General features: G+C 71.2%; 16 protein-coding genes. 11 read left to right on the top strand and 5 right to left on the bottom strand.

The features are described 5' to 3' along the window. Window positions 1-86: 86 nt before the first annotated feature. Both ACYP53_RS20625 and ACYP53_RS20630 read right to left on the bottom strand, forming a co-directional pair. Complete coding sequence (locus ACYP53_RS20625; RefSeq protein WP_459648436.1) at window positions 87-824, bottom strand: VOC family protein; 738 nt, start codon at window positions 822-824, stop codon at window positions 87-89. A 142-nt stretch (window positions 825-966) separates the two neighbouring features. Further along, a complete protein-coding gene (locus ACYP53_RS20630) occupies window positions 967-3,690 on the bottom strand; it encodes a beta-L-arabinofuranosidase domain-containing protein (protein ID WP_459648437.1) in 2,724 nt (907 codons plus the stop codon). A 931-nt stretch (window positions 3,691-4,621) separates the two neighbouring features. Here ACYP53_RS20630 and ACYP53_RS20635 point away from each other — a divergent pair. Further along, window positions 4,622-5,386, top strand: coding sequence for a glycoside hydrolase family 12 protein (locus ACYP53_RS20635; protein WP_459648438.1), 765 nt, complete (start codon window positions 4,622-4,624; stop codon window positions 5,384-5,386). Window positions 5,387-5,540: 154 nt separating this feature from the next. Here the strand turns inward: ACYP53_RS20635 and ACYP53_RS20640 are convergent, their stop codons facing one another. Then, window positions 5,541-6,227 (bottom strand): NADPH-dependent F420 reductase, encoded by a 687-nt coding sequence (locus tag ACYP53_RS20640; protein ID WP_459649799.1) that lies wholly within the window; start codon window positions 6,225-6,227, stop codon window positions 5,541-5,543. A gap of 74 nt (window positions 6,228-6,301) precedes the next feature. Here ACYP53_RS20640 and ACYP53_RS20645 point away from each other — a divergent pair, with 74 nt between their 5' ends. The 6 genes from ACYP53_RS20645 to rbsD all read left to right on the top strand — a co-directional run bounded on the left by ACYP53_RS20645 (window position 6,302) and on the right by rbsD (window position 12,893). Beyond that, window positions 6,302-6,682 carry a winged helix-turn-helix transcriptional regulator gene (locus tag ACYP53_RS20645; RefSeq protein WP_189914393.1) on the top strand — a complete coding sequence of 127 codons (381 nt, stop codon included), beginning with the start codon at window positions 6,302-6,304 and terminating at the stop codon, window positions 6,680-6,682. A 306-nt stretch (window positions 6,683-6,988) separates the two neighbouring features. Further along, window positions 6,989-8,059 (top strand): LacI family DNA-binding transcriptional regulator, encoded by a 1,071-nt coding sequence (locus ACYP53_RS20650; RefSeq protein ID WP_459648439.1) that lies wholly within the window; start codon window positions 6,989-6,991, stop codon window positions 8,057-8,059. Next, window positions 8,056-9,576 (top strand): sugar ABC transporter ATP-binding protein, encoded by a 1,521-nt coding sequence (locus ACYP53_RS20655; protein ID WP_189914395.1) that lies wholly within the window; start codon window positions 8,056-8,058, stop codon window positions 9,574-9,576. The genes ACYP53_RS20650 and ACYP53_RS20655 overlap by 4 nt, the downstream gene beginning before the upstream one ends. Then, window positions 9,566-11,512 (top strand): ABC transporter permease/substrate-binding protein, encoded by a 1,947-nt coding sequence (locus ACYP53_RS20660; protein WP_459648440.1) that lies wholly within the window; start codon window positions 9,566-9,568, stop codon window positions 11,510-11,512. Before ACYP53_RS20655 ends, ACYP53_RS20660 begins: the two co-directional genes overlap by 11 nt. 80 nt (window positions 11,513-11,592) lie before the next feature. Further along, entirely contained in the window at window positions 11,593-12,507 is a 915-nt protein-coding gene (locus tag ACYP53_RS20665; RefSeq protein WP_459648441.1) for a ribokinase, read from the top strand. Beyond that, window positions 12,504-12,893, top strand: a complete 390-nt coding sequence (gene rbsD / locus ACYP53_RS20670) for a D-ribose pyranase (RefSeq protein WP_459648442.1) — start codon at window positions 12,504-12,506, stop codon at window positions 12,891-12,893. Before ACYP53_RS20665 ends, rbsD begins: the two co-directional genes overlap by 4 nt. 148 nt (window positions 12,894-13,041) lie before the next feature. Here rbsD and ACYP53_RS20675 read toward each other — a convergent pair whose 3' ends face one another. Continuing rightward, the gene (locus tag ACYP53_RS20675; RefSeq protein ID WP_189914399.1) at window positions 13,042-13,335 is read right to left on the bottom strand and encodes a DUF1330 domain-containing protein; all 294 of its coding nucleotides are present in this window, start codon (window positions 13,333-13,335) and stop codon (window positions 13,042-13,044) included. 160 nt (window positions 13,336-13,495) lie between these two features. Between ACYP53_RS20675 and ACYP53_RS20680 the strand changes: the two genes are divergently transcribed. The 4 genes from ACYP53_RS20680 to ACYP53_RS20695 all read left to right on the top strand — a co-directional run bounded on the left by ACYP53_RS20680 (window position 13,496) and on the right by ACYP53_RS20695 (window position 16,627). Beyond that, the gene (locus ACYP53_RS20680) at window positions 13,496-14,398 is read left to right on the top strand and encodes a LysR family transcriptional regulator (RefSeq protein WP_459648443.1); all 903 of its coding nucleotides are present in this window, start codon (window positions 13,496-13,498) and stop codon (window positions 14,396-14,398) included. Between the two features lie 206 nt (window positions 14,399-14,604). Beyond that, window positions 14,605-15,048, top strand: coding sequence for an SRPBCC family protein (locus ACYP53_RS20685; RefSeq protein ID WP_459648444.1), 444 nt, complete (start codon window positions 14,605-14,607; stop codon window positions 15,046-15,048). 143 nt (window positions 15,049-15,191) lie between these two features. Next, entirely contained in the window at window positions 15,192-16,181 is a 990-nt protein-coding gene (locus ACYP53_RS20690) for an aldo/keto reductase (protein WP_189914402.1), read from the top strand. A gap of 131 nt (window positions 16,182-16,312) precedes the next feature. Then, complete coding sequence (locus ACYP53_RS20695) at window positions 16,313-16,627, top strand: GTP-binding protein (RefSeq protein ID WP_459649800.1); 315 nt, start codon at window positions 16,313-16,315, stop codon at window positions 16,625-16,627. 47 nt (window positions 16,628-16,674) lie between these two features. On the opposite strand, the gene ACYP53_RS20700 is transcribed toward ACYP53_RS20695, so the two are convergent. Further along, window positions 16,675-17,982 carry a YibE/F family protein gene (locus ACYP53_RS20700; RefSeq protein WP_459648445.1) on the bottom strand — a complete coding sequence of 436 codons (1,308 nt, stop codon included), beginning with the start codon at window positions 17,980-17,982 and terminating at the stop codon, window positions 16,675-16,677. Window positions 17,983-18,062 lie beyond the last annotated feature (80 nt).

Consider the following 18,062-nt stretch of genomic DNA (forward strand, 5'->3'; position numbering starts at 1 on the left):
GACGCCATCCGCGCCGCCGGCGGCATGCGCTGACGCCACCTCGTCCGCGCCGCCGGCCCGGAGCCGGGCGAAGCCGTTGCTCAGGGTCAGCCGGGGCTGAGGAGGCAGAACTCGTTGCCTTCCGGGTCGGTCAGAATCGTCCAGGAGATCGCGGACCGGTCGAAATCAGGGTCGGTGGCGCCCAGGGCGCGCAGTCGGGCCGCCTCCGCTGCCACGTCGTCACCGGAGTAGGGGCGGACGTCGAGGTGGACGCGGTTCCACCCGGTCTTGGTGTCGGGGGTCCGGCGGAACTGCAGGTAGGGGCCGACGCCTTGGGCGGAGCGCATGGTCGCGTGGTCGTCGGTGACCTCGTGCAGCGTCCAGTCCATCGCCTCGTCCCAGAACTCGGCCATCGCTCGCGGGTCGGTGCAGTCGACCACCACCGCGGCGATCGGCCCGGTGTCCTGGTGGATCGGGCGGGGCTCCAGGACGCAGAACTCGTTGCCCTCCGGGTCGGCCATGACCGTCCAGGGGACGTCGCCCTGACCCACGTCGGCGAGCGTCGCGCCGAGATCCTTCAGGCGCGCGACCAACTCCGCCTGATGGGCGGTCGAGGTGGTGGCCAGGTCGACGTGCACCCGGTTCTTCACCGTCTTGGGTTCCGGGCGGGCGACGATGTCGATGCAGACGGCCACCGGGTCGGGGTAGGCGAAGCCCACGGGTTCGAGGTTGGTCACACCGGGCCCCTCGCTGTCGACCCCCCAGCCGAGTGCCTCCGCCCAGAACCGGCCGAGCGCGGAGTCGTCCTGGGCCTTCATGTTGATCTGCACAAGTCGTGTTGCCATAAGCGCAGATCCTAGGGCCCGTCTTCGAACCCCCGTCGTCCGCCCGCCAGGGCGGGCGGGGGTTTGAAGACGGGCCCCAGGACCTGCCCCCGCCCCGGGCCGCCGCGGTCGCCCTGCGGCGGCCGCGGGGCCCGGCGCCGGATCAGATGAACCGCCACAGGTGGTCGCTGGTGCCGTTGTCGTCCCAGAGCACGGCCTGCGCCCCCGCGGTGGTGGAGGCGCCGGAGATGCCGAGGACGCGGCCGCCGTTGGCGCACTGGATCCTGAAGGTGTCGCCACCGCCGTGGCGCAGGCGCCACCGGTGGTCGGCGGCGCCGTTGTCGGCCCACTGGACGATCCGGGTGCCGTTGGCGGTGCCGCCGTTCTCCGTGGCGAGGACCTTGCCGCTGTTGGAGTTGCGCAGGCGCAGGTAGCCGCCGGTGTCGAGGGCGGCCGTCCAGAGGTGGTCGGCGGTGCCGTTGTCGTCCCACTGGAGGGCGAGGCCGCCGTCGGCGGTGGACATGTTCTGGACGCCGAGGACGAGTCCGCTGGCGACGTTCTGGATCCGCCTGGCGCCGACGGGGGCGAACTGCCACTGGCCGGCGGCGGCACCGCTGTCGGGCAGTTGTACCGCCGCGGTGCCCTGGGCGGTGGAGCCGCCGGCGATGCCGAGCAGCTTGCCGGTGTGGACGTTCTGGAGCTTGTGGTAGCCGTTGCCGGCGTCGACGACGGTCCACCGGTGGTCGGCGGTGCCCGAGTCGGCCCACTGGAGGATCGGGGCGTTGTCGGCGGTGGACATGTCCTTCACGCCGAGGACCTTGCCGCTGTTGAGGTTGCGCAGCCGCAGTGCGGTGCCGTCGACGACGAGGGCCCAGTTGTGGTCGGCGGTGCCGGTGTCGGCCCACTGCAGGGCGAGGCCGCCGTCGGCGGTGGACATGTTCTGGATGCCGAGGACGAGCCCGCTGGCCGCGTTGACCAGCCGGAAGCTCGCGCCGTCGGTCCGCCAGTAGACGGTGTAGTTGAAGCCCTGGGCGTCGTGGAACGGTCCGAGGCCGACCGTCGCCCCGTTGGCGGTGGCCGTGAAGGCGAGGGCGGTGCTGCTGGTCCGGGTGATCGTGCTGGCGTCCAGGGCCGGGAGGGCGGACAGCGTGGTGCTGCCGTAGTTGCCGGCCAGGACGGCGGGGCCGTAGGTGATCGCCGCGACACCGGGGCTGTCGTTGGCGGCCTGGAGGGCCACCCGCATGGGGAGCTTCACGGTGACGGTGTCGCCGGAGGCCCAGGACCGGGTGAGGGTGGCGTACGTGCCCGGGGTGGTCGCGACGCTCTGCGCGACGCCGTTGACGCTGACGCTGGCACCCGAGGTCCACCCGGGGATGCGGACGCGCATGGACCATGTCCCGCCGGCGCTGCCGGTGACCTTGAGCGTCGTGGTGTCCTCGGCCGGGTACGCGGTGGTCTGGGTGACCGTGATGCCCCGCTCGGTCCAGTCCAGGACGGACGGGAGGAACAGGTTCACCGTGAGGGTGGTGCCGTCGTGGAAGTAGATGGAGTCCATTAGCTTGGTGTTGGACTCGATGCCCGTTCCCTGGCAGCACCAGAACGTGCCGTAGTCGGTGCTCCAGGTGCCGCCGCCCCAGGCCGGGCCCTTGCCCCGGCGGCTGCCCGGGTTGAGGGAGGTGAAGTACGTGATGTGGCCGTGCGGGTCGGCCGGGTTCTGGGCGCCGACGACGTGGTTGAGCAGTGCCTTCTCGTAGAAGTCGAAGTACGAGGCCCGGTCCGGGCTCAGCTGCCACAGTTCCCGGGTGAGCTTGAGCATGTTGTAGGAGTTGCAGAGCTCGCAGGTGTCGTCGGTGAGGTAGCCGGAGATGGCGTTCGCGGGCCGGAAGTGCTCCGCCTGGCTGTTGCCGCCGATGGCGTAGGTGTGCGAGCCGGTGGTGATCGCCCAGGCGTTGGCGGCGATGTCGCGGTAGCGGGTCGTCCCGGTGGCCTTGTACTCGCGGACGGCTCCGATCCACTTGGGCACCTGCGTGTTGGCGTGCAAGCCGTTGAGCTGGTCCAGGTTGGCGGCGAGCGGGTCGAAGACCGCGGCGTGGTCGAACCGCTGAGCGGTGGTCAGCCAGCGTGCGTCGCCGCTCTGTTGGTAGAGATCGGCCAGCACCTCGTTCATGCCGCCGAACTCGGTGCCCAGCATCGACTGCATCGTGCCGTAACTGAGCGCGGCGGTGCGGCGGTCGACCCAGCCGGCGAGTGCGAGGAGCACGTCGCGGGCCTGGGTGCTGCCCAGGAGGCGCCACACGTCGAGCAGTCCGGCCATGGTCTTGTGGACGCAGTAGTACGGGACGTTGCCGTTGCTCAGCCTGCCCGCTTCGAGGCTGGCGAAGTCGGACTCGGGGAAGCCCGACAGGTAGCCGGCCGAGAAGCCCGCGGCGGCGTTGTTGGCCTGGCACTTGGCGAGTTCGGCCACCATCCGGTTGGCCTTGTCGCGGCAGACGGTGTCCCCGAGCGCGGCGGCGGCCTGGGCCCACGCCGTGAGGAAGTGGCCCTGCACGTGGGTGCGGAAGGGGAATCCCGGGTCGTCCCAACCCCCGTTCGTGGCAGCGGCGTTGGTGGAGAGCCGGTGGTTGGCGCGGAAGTTGTACAGCAGGCGGTCGACGTCGACGAAGCGGAGGTACGCCAGGGTGCGGTTCTGGTTGTCGAGCCACCGGCTGCTGGTGAGCCGGACCTGGCCCAGCTCGAACGGGACCGTCGACACTCCGACGTCGGGCCTGGCCGGTCCCGTCTCCGCCGCGGCGGAGACGGGACCGAGTGCAGGGCCGGCGGCTGCGGCCACGGCCGCGACGCCGGTCGCCTTGAACATGACACGGCGGCTGAAGGGGTGAGCCGGCATGGCGAACTCCACGGTACGTAAGAAGGAGAGAACGGGGCGTGCAGCGGCCAAGGGGTCCGCACACAAAGGCTGTTCGGCTCCGACCGGCTACCGCGCGGGCAGGGCGCTACAGCGTGCCGAGTCCGACGTGGCCGGTGGACCTCCGGACGCCGGTCCCGCCGCCGGAGCGGCTGCCGACGGTGAAGCCGCAGTCCTTCGCGTGGGCGTGCGTCGTCACCCGGGGATCTTGGTGGGGCGCCCGCCTGGTTACAAGAGTGTTAACGCTCACAATTGGCGTGTCAATGCTTTCGACGGCAGCGCCGACAAGGCCGCCCCCACCCCGGGCGCTCCCGCTCCGCTCCGCTCGGAGGCGGTCGGACGGCGGCGTGCGCGAGGCGCCTTCGTCCGGCGCGTCGGTACCGCGGTTGCCGACGCACGCGGATGAGCCGGTGACGATCGCCGCCCGCCGTCCGATCTTTCCCCACCGGCTTCGGGAATCTCCTCACCCGTCACATCGGCACCCGCCCCGGCACCTTCCGCCACATCCACCAGGGCCGATAGCGGTGCCGCGAAGGCCAGGTGGCGGGCGCGGCCGGTGCCGTTCGAAAGCGATTCGACGGTTCTTCGAGGGCGGTTCGACACTCGGCAGGTGAAAGAAATGTGCCCTCCCGCACAGAGTCTTGCCGCGCAGAGGTCCGATCATTACTACTGTCCCCAGACGCAAGGGCTTCGACGCTTCGCACCTGGGTCCGGCGAGCCCGGTGCTTGCGAGCAGAGGGGACCGAGCACCGTTCCCGCAGTTCCTGAGCGCGCCACCTCGGACGGGGCCGAGCCGCGCCGTCCCGAGCCCGAACTCGCCGGCCAGCGAGACCTCGTAGCGACACCTCGCCGCGCCGGATCCCGCCACCAGACCGGGGTCCGGTACCACCCATCGCCGTCCTTGGAGGGACACATGAGATGGCACACCCGTAAATCCATCAGCGGAAGGTCGGCCGGGTTCGGCCGGCTGGCCCTGGTCACCGCCGTGATCGCCGGGTTCCTGAGCCTCACGGTTCCGGCGCAGGCCCAGGTGGACTCCACCTGCGACAAGGGGGGTCAGTACACCCAGGGCAGTTGGACGATCTACAACAACATCTGGGGCCAGAACGCCGGTTGGCAGTGCCAGACCGTCAACAGCATCAAGTCCTGGTACGTCGACGCCGACCACTCCGGCGGCGGGGTCAAGTCCTACCCGAACACCTCGGTCCGACCCCAGACGCCGCTGTCGCAGTTGAACTCTGCGGGCTTCTGGTACAACACGTCGTCGGCGCCCGTCGCCGGCGGTGACTGGTGGAACTGGACGAGCGACTTCTGGTCGACCGGCAGCCAGGACGAGATCATGGTCTTCACCAGCTGGTCCGGGACGGCAGGCGGCTGGGGAAGGCAGATCGCGTCCAACGTGACCATCGGCGGCATCCTGTACGCGTCGGTCTGGCAGGCCGATCCCGGCTGGAACGTCCTGCAGCTCATCCCCGCCCAGCAGAGCAACACCGGCACCATCGACGCCTCGGCGGTCTGGCGATGGGCCGCGTCGCAGCACCTCCTGCGCAACACCAACTTCGACACGATGCAGTTCGGCATCGAGATCACCTCGACCAGCGGCACTCAGAAGCGCTACTCACTGAACGCCTACAGCGCCTGGTGGAACAACACCTCCGGCGGCGGATCGAGCATCTAGCCCCGTACTTCGCGGGTAGCCGCACGACGCGCGACCCGACGGTGCACTCCGTCCGCGTACAGGGGGCGAACGCCGGAGCGTTCCCCCGACGCACACCCTTCCGCCGGGCCTCGAACGACAGGGTCCGGCGGAAAGGCATGCGGAGTCCTCGAATTCAGGCGGGGAATGCCCCCGTGCTGCCTTCCGCGTCCTGGTGGCCCGGTCCGGCCGCGTACGCCAGCGGAGGTGCGATGGCCTGGGCGTCCACTCCCTCACCGACCCACAGGCCGATGAACAGCGCGGCCGTCGCCTCCAGGAGAGCCGCACGGTCGAGTCCGCCGCCGGCCACGGGTTCGCACCCCACGTCCCGCACCAGCTCACGCACGCGCGCGAGGGCCGTCCCGTCGTCCCCGCACACCGGAACAGCCAGTGGCCGCCCGTCGAAGACGGGCGGCCGCATGCGCCACACGTCCTCGTGGCAGAGGTTGAAGGCCTTGACCACGTGGGCTCCCGGCGCCGCCGCGGCCAGCTGCAGCGCGGCCGAGGGGCCTCCCTCCGTCAGCAGCCGGAAGCCCTGCCCGACCGGGTTGGAGCAGTCGAGCAGCACCTTGCCCTCCAGGGCCGCGCGAAGGTCCCGTACCACCTCCACTCCCGCCCCGAAGGGCAGCGCGGCCAACACCACCTCCTGAGCGGACTCGGCCGCCGCTCGCAGACCGGCATGCTTCGCGCCGCCCGTGCGCGTCGCGAGCAGCTCTGCCCTGTGCGGGTCCCGTCCCCCGATGATCACCTCGTGCCCGGCCCGCACCCAGTGGGTGGCGAGGGCGTCGGCCATGTTGCCCGTACCCAGTACACCGATTCTCATCATGCATCCTCTCTCCGTGCCTGCTTCGACCGTTCACACCGACGCTAGAAGGCCCGTCGGGCACCATGTGGTACGTGACGACCGACGCCTTCCTCGCCGACTGCCGCGCCCGCCTCGCCTTCGACCTGCTCTCCAACACCTGGAACGCCGTGGTGCTCTGGGCGCTGCGCGACGGCCCCAGGCGCCCCGCCGAACTACGGGAGCGGATCGGGGGCATCAGCTCCAAGGTCCTCACCGAGACCCTGCGCCGGCTGCAGTCCAACGGGCTGGTCGATCGGCAGGCACACCCTGGCGCACCATCACGGGTCGAGTACCGGCTCACCGCTCTGGGCCGGACCCTGCTGGCGCCCATCGACGCCCTGGGCGCATGGGCCTTCGAGCACGGCGACGAGGTCATGGCGGCCCAGGAGGCGGCATGCGCTTCCGCCCCGGAGCCCCCTCCTGCCACCTGTTAGACCGGTCCACGGCGTCAAGGCGGACGCCGGCAGATGACAGGCGAAGCCCCAGGCCAGAGGCCTGGGGCTGGCCTTGTGCGTGCCCGGTTCCCGCAGCGGTCGGCCGACCAGCGGGTCCGGCTCCCCCGCGCACGCCGGAACGGGACCGGCCGGACCGTCACGCACGGTGACGGCTAGTCCATCGGCGCGGGGTTCATCACGATCAGGTTTCAGCCATCGGCTCGGGTCTTGCCGTGCGGGCATGTAATCGATTCCAATCGTGTTCACACGTCGATGTAATCGATTCCACGAGGAGGTGGGGCGGCTGTGACGAGCATCAAGGACGTCGCCGCGGAGGCAGGTGTGTCCGTCGCCACTGTCTCGCGTGTCCTGAATGAGCACCCTTCGGTGAGCGAGGACGCGCGGGCGCGGGTGCTGGCCGCCGTCGCGTCGCTCAGGTACCGGCCCAACGCCGTGGCGCGGTCGCTGCGCACCGATCAGACCCACACCCTGGGCCTCGTGATCAGCGACGTGCTGAATCCGTACTTCACCGAGCTCGCACGCTCCGTGGAGGAAGAGGCGCGGGCGCTGGGGTACAGCGTGATCATCGGGAACGCCGACGAGCGGCCGGAACTGCAGGACCACCACGTACGGACGCTGCTGGACCGCCGGATCGACGGGCTGCTGGTCTCCCCCACCGACGGCGGGTCGCCGCTCATGCTGGACGCCGCCCGGGCCGGGACGCCGATGGTGTTCGTGGACCGGTGGATCCCCGGCGTCGACGTGCCGGTGGTGCGGGCGGACGGGCGGAGTGCCGTACGGGACCTCGTCGCGCACCTGCACCGGCTGGGGCACCGGCGGCTGGCGATCATCGCCGGGCCGGCGGCCACCACGACCGGGCAGGAGCGTGTGGAGGCGTTCCGCGAGGCGCTGGAGGAGTACGGCCTCGACCTGCCGGACCAGTACATCGGCCAAGGCGACTTCCAGGCCGACAGCGGCCGGCGGGCGACCGAGCGGTTCCTCGACCTCGCCGAGCCCCCGCAGGTCGTGTTCGCGGCGGACAACCTGATGGCGCTGGGAGCCCTGGACGCCGTTCGCGCCCGTGGTCTGCGGGTGCCGGACGACATCGCGCTCGCCGCGTTCGACGACATCCGCTGGTTCGTGCACACGGACCCGCCGATCACCGCGATCGCCCAGCCCACGGGCGAGCTGGGCCGGGCCGCCGTGCGCGCGCTCGTGGACCGCATCGAGGGGCGGGCGCCGCGATCCGTGACGCTCCCCGCCCGTCTCGTCGTCCGCCGCTCGTGCGGCGAGCCCCCCGCGACGAACGAGACCCCGGCGACGAGCGAGACCCCCTCGACGAACGAGAACCCCGTAACGAACAGGAGCCAGTCGTGAGCGACCCGGACGAGTTGCTGCGCATCGAGGGCATACGGAAGTCCTTCCCCGGGGTGGTCGCGCTGGACGGCGTCGACTTCGACCTGCGGCGGGGCGAGGTCCATGTGCTGCTCGGTGAGAACGGCGCGGGGAAGAGCACCCTGATCAAGACGCTCTCCGGTGCCCACTCCCCCGACGAGGGCCGCATCCTGGTCGGTGGTGAGGAGGTCCGCATCCATGGTGCGCAGGACTCCGAGCGGCTCGGGATCGCCACCATCTACCAGGAGTTCAACCTCGTCCCCGACCTGACGGTCGCCGAGAACATCTTCCTGGGGCGCCAGCCGCGCCGGTTCGGGATGATCGACCGGAAGCGGATGGAGGCGGACGCCTCGGAGCTGCTGGAGCGCGTCGGCCTCAGCGTGTCGCCCCGCGCGCGGGTGCGCGAACTGGGCATCGCGCGCCTGCAGATGGTAGAGATCGCGAAGGCGCTGAGCCTGGACACCCGGGTTCTGATCATGGACGAGCCGACGGCCGTGCTGACCTCCGAGGAGGTCGAGAAGCTCTTCGTGATCGTGCGCAAGCTGCGCGAGGACGGCGTCGGGATCGTCTTCATCACGCACCACCTGGAGGAGATCGCCGCCCTCGGGGACCGGGTCACGGTCATCCGGGACGGCAGGTCGGTCGGCCAGGTGCCCGCCTCCACGCCGGAGGAGGAGCTCGTCCGGCTGATGGTGGGCCGGTCCATCGACCAGCAGTACCCGCGCGAGCGGGCTGCCGCGGGCGACGCGCTGCTGTCCGTGGAGGGACTGTCCCGGGACGGTGTCTTCCACGACGTCAGCTTCGAGGTGCGGGCCGGCGAGGTCGTCGGCGTCGCGGGGCTGGTCGGGGCGGGTCGTACCGAGGTGGTCCGGGCCGTCTTCGGGGCCGACCCGTACGACCGCGGTACGGTCCGCGTCTCCGGGACTTCCCTGAAGCGGCACGACATCGGCGCCGCCATGACCGCGGGCATCGGGCTGGTGCCCGAGGACCGCAAGGGTCAGGGGCTCGTGCTCGACCAGTCGGTCGAGGAGAACCTCGGACTCGTCACGCTCAAGTCCGCCACCAAGGCCGGAATCGTCGACCTCAGGGGCCAGCGCGACGCCGCCGCGCGGATCGCCGGGCAACTCGGCGTACGGATGGCCGGCCTCGGCCAGCAGGTGCGCACGCTGTCCGGTGGCAACCAGCAGAAGGTCGTCATCGGCAAGTGGCTCCTGGCCGACACCAAGGTGCTGATCCTCGACGAGCCCACCCGCGGCATCGACGTCGGCGCCAAGGTCGAGATCTACCAGCTCATCAACGAACTGACGGCGGCCGGGGCCGCCGTACTCATGATCTCCAGCGATCTGCCCGAGGTGCTCGGCATGAGCGACCGGGTGCTGGTGATGGCCCAGGGCCGGATCGCGGGCGAGTTGTCCGCGGACGAGGCCACGCAGGACGCGGTCATGTCGCTGGCCGTGAGCATTCCCACTACCGAACTGGAGGCCCCCCGTGGCCGCTGAAACGCTCAAGAGCGGTACGGGCGCCGGTGGCGCCGCGGCGTTGCGCCGTCTGCTGCTCGACAACGGCGCGCTGACCGCGCTGATCGCCCTCGTCATCGCCATGTCGGCGCTGTCGGGCGACTTCCTCACCACCGACAACCTGCTCAACGTCGGCGTCCAGGCGGCCGTGACCGCCGTCCTCGCCTTCGGCGTCACCTTCGTGATCGTCTCGGCGGGCATCGACCTGTCCGTCGGCTCGGTGGCCGCGCTGTCGGCGACCGTGCTGGCGTGGAGCGCCACGGCGCACGGGGTGCCGGTGGTCCTCGCGGTGCTGCTGGCGCTGGCGACGGGTGTGGCCGCCGGCCTGGTGAACGGCTTCCTGATCTCGTACGGCAAGCTGCCGCCGTTCATCGCGACGCTCGCGATGCTGTCGGTGGGGCGCGGTCTGGCGCTGGTGATCTCGGACGGATCGCCGATCGCGTTCCCGGCCTCGATCTCCCACCTGGGTGACACGCTCGGCGGGTGGCTGCCGGTGCCGGTGCTCGTCATGGTGGCCATGGGCCTCATCGCGGCGTTCGTCCTCGGCCGTACGTACATCGGCCGCTCGATGTACGCCATCGGCGGCAACGAGGAGGCGGCCCGGCTCTCGGGTCTGCGGGTGCCCAGGCAGAAGCTGGCGATCTACGCGCTGTCCGGTGTGTTCGCCGCGGTCGCCGGTGTCGTCCTGGCCTCCCGGCTCTCCTCCGCGCAGCCGCAGGCCGCCACCGGGTACGAGCTGGACGCCATCGCCTCCGTCGTCATCGGCGGCGCCTCCCTCGCCGGGGGCACCGGCAAGGCCTCGGGGACGCTGATCGGCGCGCTCATCCTCGCGGTGCTGCGCAACGGGCTGAACCTGCTGAACGTCTCCGCGTTCTGGCAGCAGGTCGTCATCGGTGTGGTCATCGCACTCGCGGTGCTGCTCGACACCGTGCGGCGCAAGGCCGGGGCCGCTCCCACGCCGATCGGGTCACCCGGCGGCGGAAAGGGCAAGCAGTTCGCCACGTACGGGCTCGCGGCCGTCGTCGCGGTCGCAATCGTCGGTGCGACGTCCTTCCTGCACAACGACCCGAAGTCCGGCACCCAGAAGATCGGCCTCTCGCTCTCCACGCTCAACAACCCGTTCTTCGTCCAGATCCGGTCGGGTGCGCAGGCCGAGGCGAAGAAGCTCGGGGTCGACCTGACGGTCACCGACGCGCAGAACGACGCCTCGCAGCAGGCCAACCAGCTGCAGAACTTCACCAGTTCGGGGCTCGGGGCGATCGTCGTCAACCCGGTGGACTCCGACGCGGCGAGCAACCCCGTGGCGGCCGCGGGCAAGGCGAAGATCCCGGTCATCGCCGTCGACCGCGGCGTCAACAAGGCCGACGTGAACGCGCTGGTCGCCTCCGACAACGTCGCCGGCGGTGAGCAGGCGGCCAAGGCCATCGCCGACAAGCTCGGCGGCAGCGGGAAGATCGTGATCCTCCAGGGGCTGGCCGGTACCTCCGCCGCGCGCGAGCGGGCCGAGGGCTTCGCCAAGGGACTCCAGGCGTACCCGGGGATCGAGGTCGTCGCGCAGCAGCCGGCCGACTTCGACCGGACCAAGGGGCTCGACGTCATGTCGAACCTGCTCCAGGCGCACCCGGACGTCCAGGGCGTCATCGCCGCGAACGACGAGATGGCGCTCGGCGCGGTGAAGGCCCTCGGGTCCAAGGCCGGCGAGTCCGTGCAGGTCGTCGGCTTCGACGGAACCCCGGACGGGCTCACGGCGGTCGAGCAGGGGACGCTGTACGCGTCCGTGGCCCAGCAGCCGTCGCAGCTCGGGAAGATCGCCGTGGACAACGCGGTCAAGGCGATCAAGGGTGAGAAGGTCGAGGAGACCGTCAAGGTGCCGGTGAAGGTGGTCACGAAGGAGACCGTGGCCGGGTTCAGCGGCTGACACGGGGAATGGGTGGCCGGAGTGCCCGCTGAAGCGGCGCTCCGGCTGCCCTGTTTCGGATTTTCTGATTGGGGAGTTTCATGTACGACTACGACGTGTTGGTCGTCGGGTCGGCCAACGTCGATCTCGTGATCGGTGTCGAGCGCAGGCCCGGCGCCGGGGAGACGGTGCTCGGGTCGGACCTCGCCGTCCACCCCGGCGGCAAGGGGGCCAACCAGGCGGTCGCCGCCGCGCGGCTCGGGGCGAGCACGGCGCTGCTCGCGCGGGTCGGGGACGACGCGAACGGCCGGCTGCTGCTGGAGTCGCAGCGGAACGCGGGGGTCGACACGGCAGGCGTCCTGGTGGGCGGGGCCCCGACCGGCGTCGCGCTGATCACCGTCGACCCGTCGGGGGACAACAGCATCGTGGTGTCACCCGGCGCGAACGGGCGGCTCACGCCGGAGGACGTCCGGGCCGCCGGGCCCCTGTTCCACGCCTCGCGGGTGGTCTCGGCGCAGTTGGAGATCCCCTTGGAGTCCGTCGTCGAGGTCGTGCGGCAACTGCCGTCCGGCACGCGGTTCGTGCTGAACCCCTCTCCCCCGCAGGCGCTGCCGGCCGAGGTCCTGGCGGCCTGCGACCCGCTGATCGTCAACGAGCACGAGGCCCGGGTGATCCTGGGCGGCGAGACCATCGGCGACGATCCCGCCGCATGGGTACGGACGTTGCTCGCGAGCGGGCCCAAGTCGGTCGTGGTGACGCTCGGTTCGGAGGGCGCGCTGGTCGCGTCCGCCGAGGAAGCCGAGGAGGAGGTCGTCCGGGTCGCGTCGGTGAAGGTCGACGCCGTCGACACGACGGGTGCCGGTGACTCCTTCACGGCCGCACTGGCCTGGAAGTTGGGCGCCGGCGCCTCGCTCGCGGAGGCCGCCGCCTACGCCGCCCGGGTGGGCGCCGTCGCCGTGACGCGGCGGGGAGCCCAGGAGTCGTTCCCCACCGCCGAGGAGGTCGAGGCGCTGTGAGGAAGGGCGGGATTCTGAATCGCCATCTCACCGGAGCCCTGGCCGAGTTGGGGCACGGAGACCGGGTGCTCGTATGTGACGCGGGGATGCCGATCCCGGACGGGCCCCGGGTGGTCGACCTCGCCTTCCGGGCGGGGATTCCGTCGTTCGAGTCCGTACTGGTCGGGCTCCTCGACGAGTTGGTGATCGAGGGGGCCATCGCCGCACAGGAGGTACGGGAGGCGAACCCCGCCGCGGACCGGCTGCTGACCGACTCCTTCGCCGAACTGGCGTACGTGCCGCACGAAACCCTGAAGGAACTGAGCGCGGGCGCCCGCCTGGTGGTGCGCACCGGGGAAGCCCGGCCGTACGCGAACGTGCTGCTGCGGTGCGGGGTGTTCTTCTGACCGGTCCCGGCGGCTTCTAGCGGTTTCCAGGGCTGGTCGCACCACGTGGTCGGTTTGATCCGGCCCCGAGTTGCCTGTGCAGGCGCTCGGCTGGGGTTTCCCGGCCGAGCGTTCTGCGTGAGCGGCCGTTGAGCTCGACGCCCGCCGGTCAGTCGATGCCCTCGGTGATGCGGAAGTCGCGCTCGAAGCCGTCGGGGAGGGCCACCAGCGCCTTCTGGTACGCCTCGCTCTCGTATGCCGCGACGGCCTGTTCAAAGCTGTCGAACTCGACCAGAACGACGCGTTGCGTGATTCCGGCCTCGTGGGCGACGACTCGACTGCCACGGGACAGGAGCCGCCCGCCCGCGGCCCGGACAGCCGAACGGGCCAGCTCGTCGTAGGCAGCCAGCCTCTCAGGGCCGGAATCTGCGGGGTAGACACTGACCCAGTAGCCCTTGGCCATGGAAAACCTCCTGTGGTGGGCCGGACACGTCCGACGCCGAATTGACGCTCGGATCGATCGATCCCGGCATGTGCAGGCTAGGGCTCGATGTGCGGTCGGGGGAAAGACAGGTACGGGATAGAGTCAGAACGGATCGTTATCAATCGGCAGGGAGAAGCACGTGGCGCCGGATACGGTGAGCCTGCGGTACTTCCTGGTGCTGGCACGGGAGTTGAACTTCACCCGCGCGGCCGCACGGATCGGTATCGCACAGCCCGCGCTCAGCGCCCGGATGCGCCGGTTAGAGGCGGAACTCGGTACGCCCCTGCTGGTCCGCGACACCCGTAGCGTCGAACTGACCACGGCCGGTGCGGCTTTGGCGGAGTCCGCGCCGCCCGCGCTGGCGGCGCTGGACCGGGCATGGGACACCGCCCGGAGCGCGGCGGCCGGTGCACTGGGCACGCTGCGCATCGGATACAGCCTCAGCGCCGGAGCCGAGACCGCACCGGCCCTGGTGGACAGGCTGATTCGCGGCACCAGCGGACTCGAGGTCAGCGCGGTCCCGATGGCGACACCGGAGATCTCCCCCGCGGTCGCCGACGGCCGCATCGATGCCGGGATCACCCGCGGCGAACAACCGGGCCGTGACGTGCGCCGGTTCCTGCTGCGGCGTGCGCGCATCGGGGTCCAGCTGGCGCAGCACCATCCGCTGGCCGGACACCCGGAGATCGAGATCGCCGACGCGGCCGCGTATCCGCTGCGCCTCCCGGACCGTGCGGCCAACCCCGTGATCCACGATCAGCTGTCCGCGGTGTTCCGGGACACCCGACCGCACCCCCGATTCCACACGCTCCCGGTCTCCTTCGACATGTCCCAGCGCGACCTGCGCGACGGAGTCACCCTCGCCCCGGCCGGAGAAGCCGCGGCCACGGCACAACCGGCCGGTCTCACCTGGCGACCGCTGCGGGGCGCGCCCAGCCTGACGATCCACCTGGTCCTCCCACGCGAGCAGTCGCCACTGCACCGCCGCATCCGCGCCGTCGCCAGAACCCTGGCGCACGAGCTGCACTGGCTGCCGGACTGACGCGCGCGAGGACAGCAGCCCCCGCCCCATGCTCGACCGGCGAGCGAGCCGAGCGGGAGGCACGCGAGTGCCGCCGGTGCGACGACGAAACCGGCGTCGCGACCCAGGGTGACCGGCGCCGTACCCCCCGCGGCCGGGAGGCGCGGGCCAGGACTCTCTGGAATCCTGGCAGTGAGGCGCTTGCCGGTACACAGCGAGGAGCCGACATGTCGGGACTGTTCGAGACGAGTACAGAGGTGGACCGTCCTGTGGAGGAGGTCTTCGCCTATCTCGCCGACGGTCGCCACGACCCCGAGTTCAGTCCCCGGGTCCTGGAGATCGCGAAGACTCCGGACGGCCCGACTGCCGTCGGGACGGTCTTCCGCAGCACCGTGAAGGACGCCGGGATGAAGACCTCCCGCCAGTTCCGCATCACCGGCCTGGAGGCTCCGCGCACGGTCCGCTGGAGCGAGGAGAGCAAGAACCTGATCACCGCCGAGGGCGGCTACGATCTGGAAGCCCTGCCGGACGGCCGTACCCGCGTCCGGATCTTCAACACGCTCGACGGCCACGGACTCGGCAGGGTCCTGGTCGGCCCGGCGCTTCACGCGGCTCGCAAGGACGCGCCCGACTTCGGCCGCCGGATCAAGGCCGCGATCGAGGGGTCCTGACCGGGGCCGGCAAGGGGATCGGTCTCGCCGTGACGCAGGCACTCGGCGAACAGGAACAGCGCGCTCACGGTCGCACTGAACCAGCCCGGCGAGGACGGTTCGGCGATCCTGGGCCGCAACGAGACGAGGGGCTGGCACGCCACATGCACCAGCGCAGTCTGCGGGACCTCCAGGTGTCGGCCATCGGCCTCGGCTGCATGGGGATGTCCGCCTTCTACGGCACGGCCGACCAGGACGAGGGCGTCGCGACCATCCGCCGCGCCCTGGACCTCGGCATCACCTTCCTCGACACGGCGCAGGTCTACGGACCGCTCACCAACGAGTCCCTGGTCGGCGAGGCCGTCCAGGGGCACCGTGACGAGTACGTGATCGCCACCAAGTTCAACTACCGCATGGACGACGCCGTTCCGGGCGACATGTCGACGGTGGGCCGCCAGGACGGCTCGGCCGAGCACGTGCGCGCCTCCGTCCACGGCTCGCTCGCCCGGCTCCGCACCGACCGCATCGACCTGTACTACCAGCACCGGGTCGACCCGACCGTGCCCATCGAGGAGACCGTCGGCGCGCTCGGCGAACTGGTCGCCGAGGGCAAGGTCCGCTACATCGGCCTGAGCGAGGCGAGCGCGGAGACCATCCGCCGGGCCGACGCCGTCCACCCGGTCACCGCCGTCCAGAGCGAGTACTCGCTCTGGACCCGCGACGTGGAAGCCGAGGTGCTCCCCACCTGCCGGGAGCTCGGGATCGGCTTCGTGCCGTACTCCCCGCTCGGCCGCGGCTTCCTCGCCGGCCGCTTCAGCTCCCCGGACGAACTCGACAAGGACGACTTCCGCCGCACCAACCCGCGCTTCACCGAGGCCAATCTCGCGGCCAACCTCCGGCTCGCGGACAAGGTCAAGCAGATCGCCGCCGAGAAGGACGTCACCCCGGCCCAGCTGGCGATCGCCTGGGTACTGGCCCGCGGCGAGCACCTCGTGCCCATCCCCGGCACCAAGCGCCGCACCTACCTGGAGCAGAACGCGGGCGCGGTCGACGTCGAGCTGACCGACGAGGACCTGGCCCGCATCGACGCCGAGTTGCCCGAGGTCGCGGGCGAGCGCTACGACGAGGACGGGATGCGGGCGGTGAACCGCTGACCGACCGCCACTGCCACTGACCGGACGGGGGCCCGCCGCAGCAGCCGGCGGGCCCGTACCGGATCACGTCGGCCGGCGGCCCCGCCTCCGGACGAACGCTCTCCCGGCCGCTGCCGGCCGTCCTGCGCGCGATCACCCGCAGCCGGGGGCACCTGTGGCTGGCCAGCCGGCCCGGCGCCGTGGTCACCTGGCGCTCGGCCGGGGACTGGTCCTCGGCCTCACCCGCACGCCGTACGCTCGCCGCCTGGCACTGGGACGGCTACTACGGCGAGCGCCGCAACGAGCTCGTCTTCATCGGCGGAGCGCTCGACCGTCAGCGGCTGCGCCGCCTGCTCGACGCGGCCCTGCTCGACGACGGCGAGCTCTCCCTCGGGCAGGACGGTTGGCGTCACCTGCCCGACCCGATCCTCGGCCACCCCGGCCAGGACCCGCACCCGGGCGGCTGACCCGTCGGACGCCGCACGACCGACGGACGGTGGACCGAGCACCCGGCTCAGGTCCGGTCGGCACCGCCGTTCCGTCGGCGGTGCCGACGGCCGTGCCGCCGGGGCCCTGCGGCCGCCCGGGGCGCGGAGTCGGGGTGGTCGGCCGCGGCGATCAGGGCGGCGAGGACGGTGGTGACCGGTACCGAGGCGACCAGTCCGATGCTGCCGACCAGGGTCCGGGCGATCTCCTCGGAGACGAGCTCGCTGGTCGCCACCGACACGAAGTCCCGCTGGGCGATGGAGAAGAGCAGCAGGAGCGGGAGGGCCGCGCCCGCGTAGGCGAGCACCAGGGTGTTGACAGTGGAGGCGATGTGGTCGCGGCCGATGCGCACGCCCGCACGGTAGAGCTGGCGGGCGCTCATCGTGGGGTCGGCCTGTTTGAGCTCCCAGACCGCCGAGGTCTGGGTGACCGTCACGTCGTCGAGCACGCCGAGGGAGCCGATGATGAAGCCGGCCAGCAGCAGGCCGCGGATCTCGATGTTCGGGTAGAGGTCGTGGATGAGGCCGGTCTCCTCGGAGGTGTTCCCGGTGAGGTGGGCCCAGCCGGTGAAGACCAGGCCGAGGACACCGATCAGCACCAGCGAGATCAGCGTGCCGACGACGGCCACCGAGGTACGGGCGGAGAGTCCGTGGCACAGGTACAGCGCGATCAGCATGATGGCGCTGGCACCGACCACCGCCACCAGCAGCGGATCGGAGCCGTGCAGGATCGCCGGGAGGATGAACAGCGACAGGACGGCGAAGCTGATCGCCAGGGCGATCAGTGCGGTCAGGCCGCGCCAGCGCCCCACCACCAGGACGGCCACCGCGAACAGTCCCGCCAGCAGCGCGATCGGGGTGTCCCGGTCGACGTCGACCACGGTGTACTGGATGTCCGGCGGCGCGTCGGGCGCGTAGGTCAGGATCACCTCCTCCCCCACGCTGTAGCGGCGCAGCTCGTTCGGGTGGACGCTCACGGTGAACGTGCGGCCCTTGTCCTTGCCCGTCGTCACCTCGACGGTGTCCTGCTGGCAGGTGCCGGTGTCCGCGGGGTTGACCTCGGAGCAGGGAATCTCCACCACCCGGGTGACCTTGCCGCGCTGGGTCTGCTGGTCGAAGCCGACGCCGGTGCGCTCGTGCGCGGGCACCCCGCCGGGCCACAGGACGACGAGCCCGACGACGACCGCCACGCCGAACGGGATCAGCACGGCGGCGATGATTCTGCGCAGGTGGGCCGAGACCGGCGTGGCGGGGCCGTGGGCGTGCGTGTGGACCACCGCGCCCACCGACGGTTCGTCGTGGTGCGCGTCGCCGTTGCCCGGCGGCCTCTCCTCCATGCTGCGACTCCTCACGCGGTCCCGACACCACGTCCGATCTTCGGCTCTTCTCCCCGCTCCGCCCGGCAGGTCACGTCGGT

The sequence above is a fragment of the Kitasatospora sp. Ki12 genome, assembly GCF_054601375.1.

Excerpts from the sequence above, each read along its gene's own strand:
- ACYP53_RS20690 (WP_189914402.1), top strand. The coding sequence starts at position 15,192 with ATGCACCAGCGCAGTCTGCGGGACCTCCAGGTGTCGGCCATCGGCCTC.
- ACYP53_RS20640 (WP_459649799.1), bottom strand. The coding sequence starts at position 6,227 with ATGAGAATCGGTGTACTGGGTACGGGCAACATGGCCGACGCCCTCGCC.
- ACYP53_RS20625 (WP_459648436.1), bottom strand. The coding sequence starts at position 824 with ATGGCAACACGACTTGTGCAGATCAACATGAAGGCCCAGGACGACTCC.
- ACYP53_RS20630 (WP_459648437.1), bottom strand. The coding sequence starts at position 3,690 with ATGCCGGCTCACCCCTTCAGCCGCCGTGTCATGTTCAAGGCGACCGGC.
- ACYP53_RS20700 (WP_459648445.1), bottom strand. The coding sequence starts at position 17,982 with ATGGAGGAGAGGCCGCCGGGCAACGGCGACGCGCACCACGACGAACCG.
- ACYP53_RS20665 (WP_459648441.1), top strand. The coding sequence starts at position 11,593 with ATGTACGACTACGACGTGTTGGTCGTCGGGTCGGCCAACGTCGATCTC.
- ACYP53_RS20635 (WP_459648438.1), top strand. The coding sequence starts at position 4,622 with ATGAGATGGCACACCCGTAAATCCATCAGCGGAAGGTCGGCCGGGTTC.
- ACYP53_RS20685 (WP_459648444.1), top strand. The coding sequence starts at position 14,605 with ATGTCGGGACTGTTCGAGACGAGTACAGAGGTGGACCGTCCTGTGGAG.
- ACYP53_RS20675 (WP_189914399.1), bottom strand. The coding sequence starts at position 13,335 with ATGGCCAAGGGCTACTGGGTCAGTGTCTACCCCGCAGATTCCGGCCCT.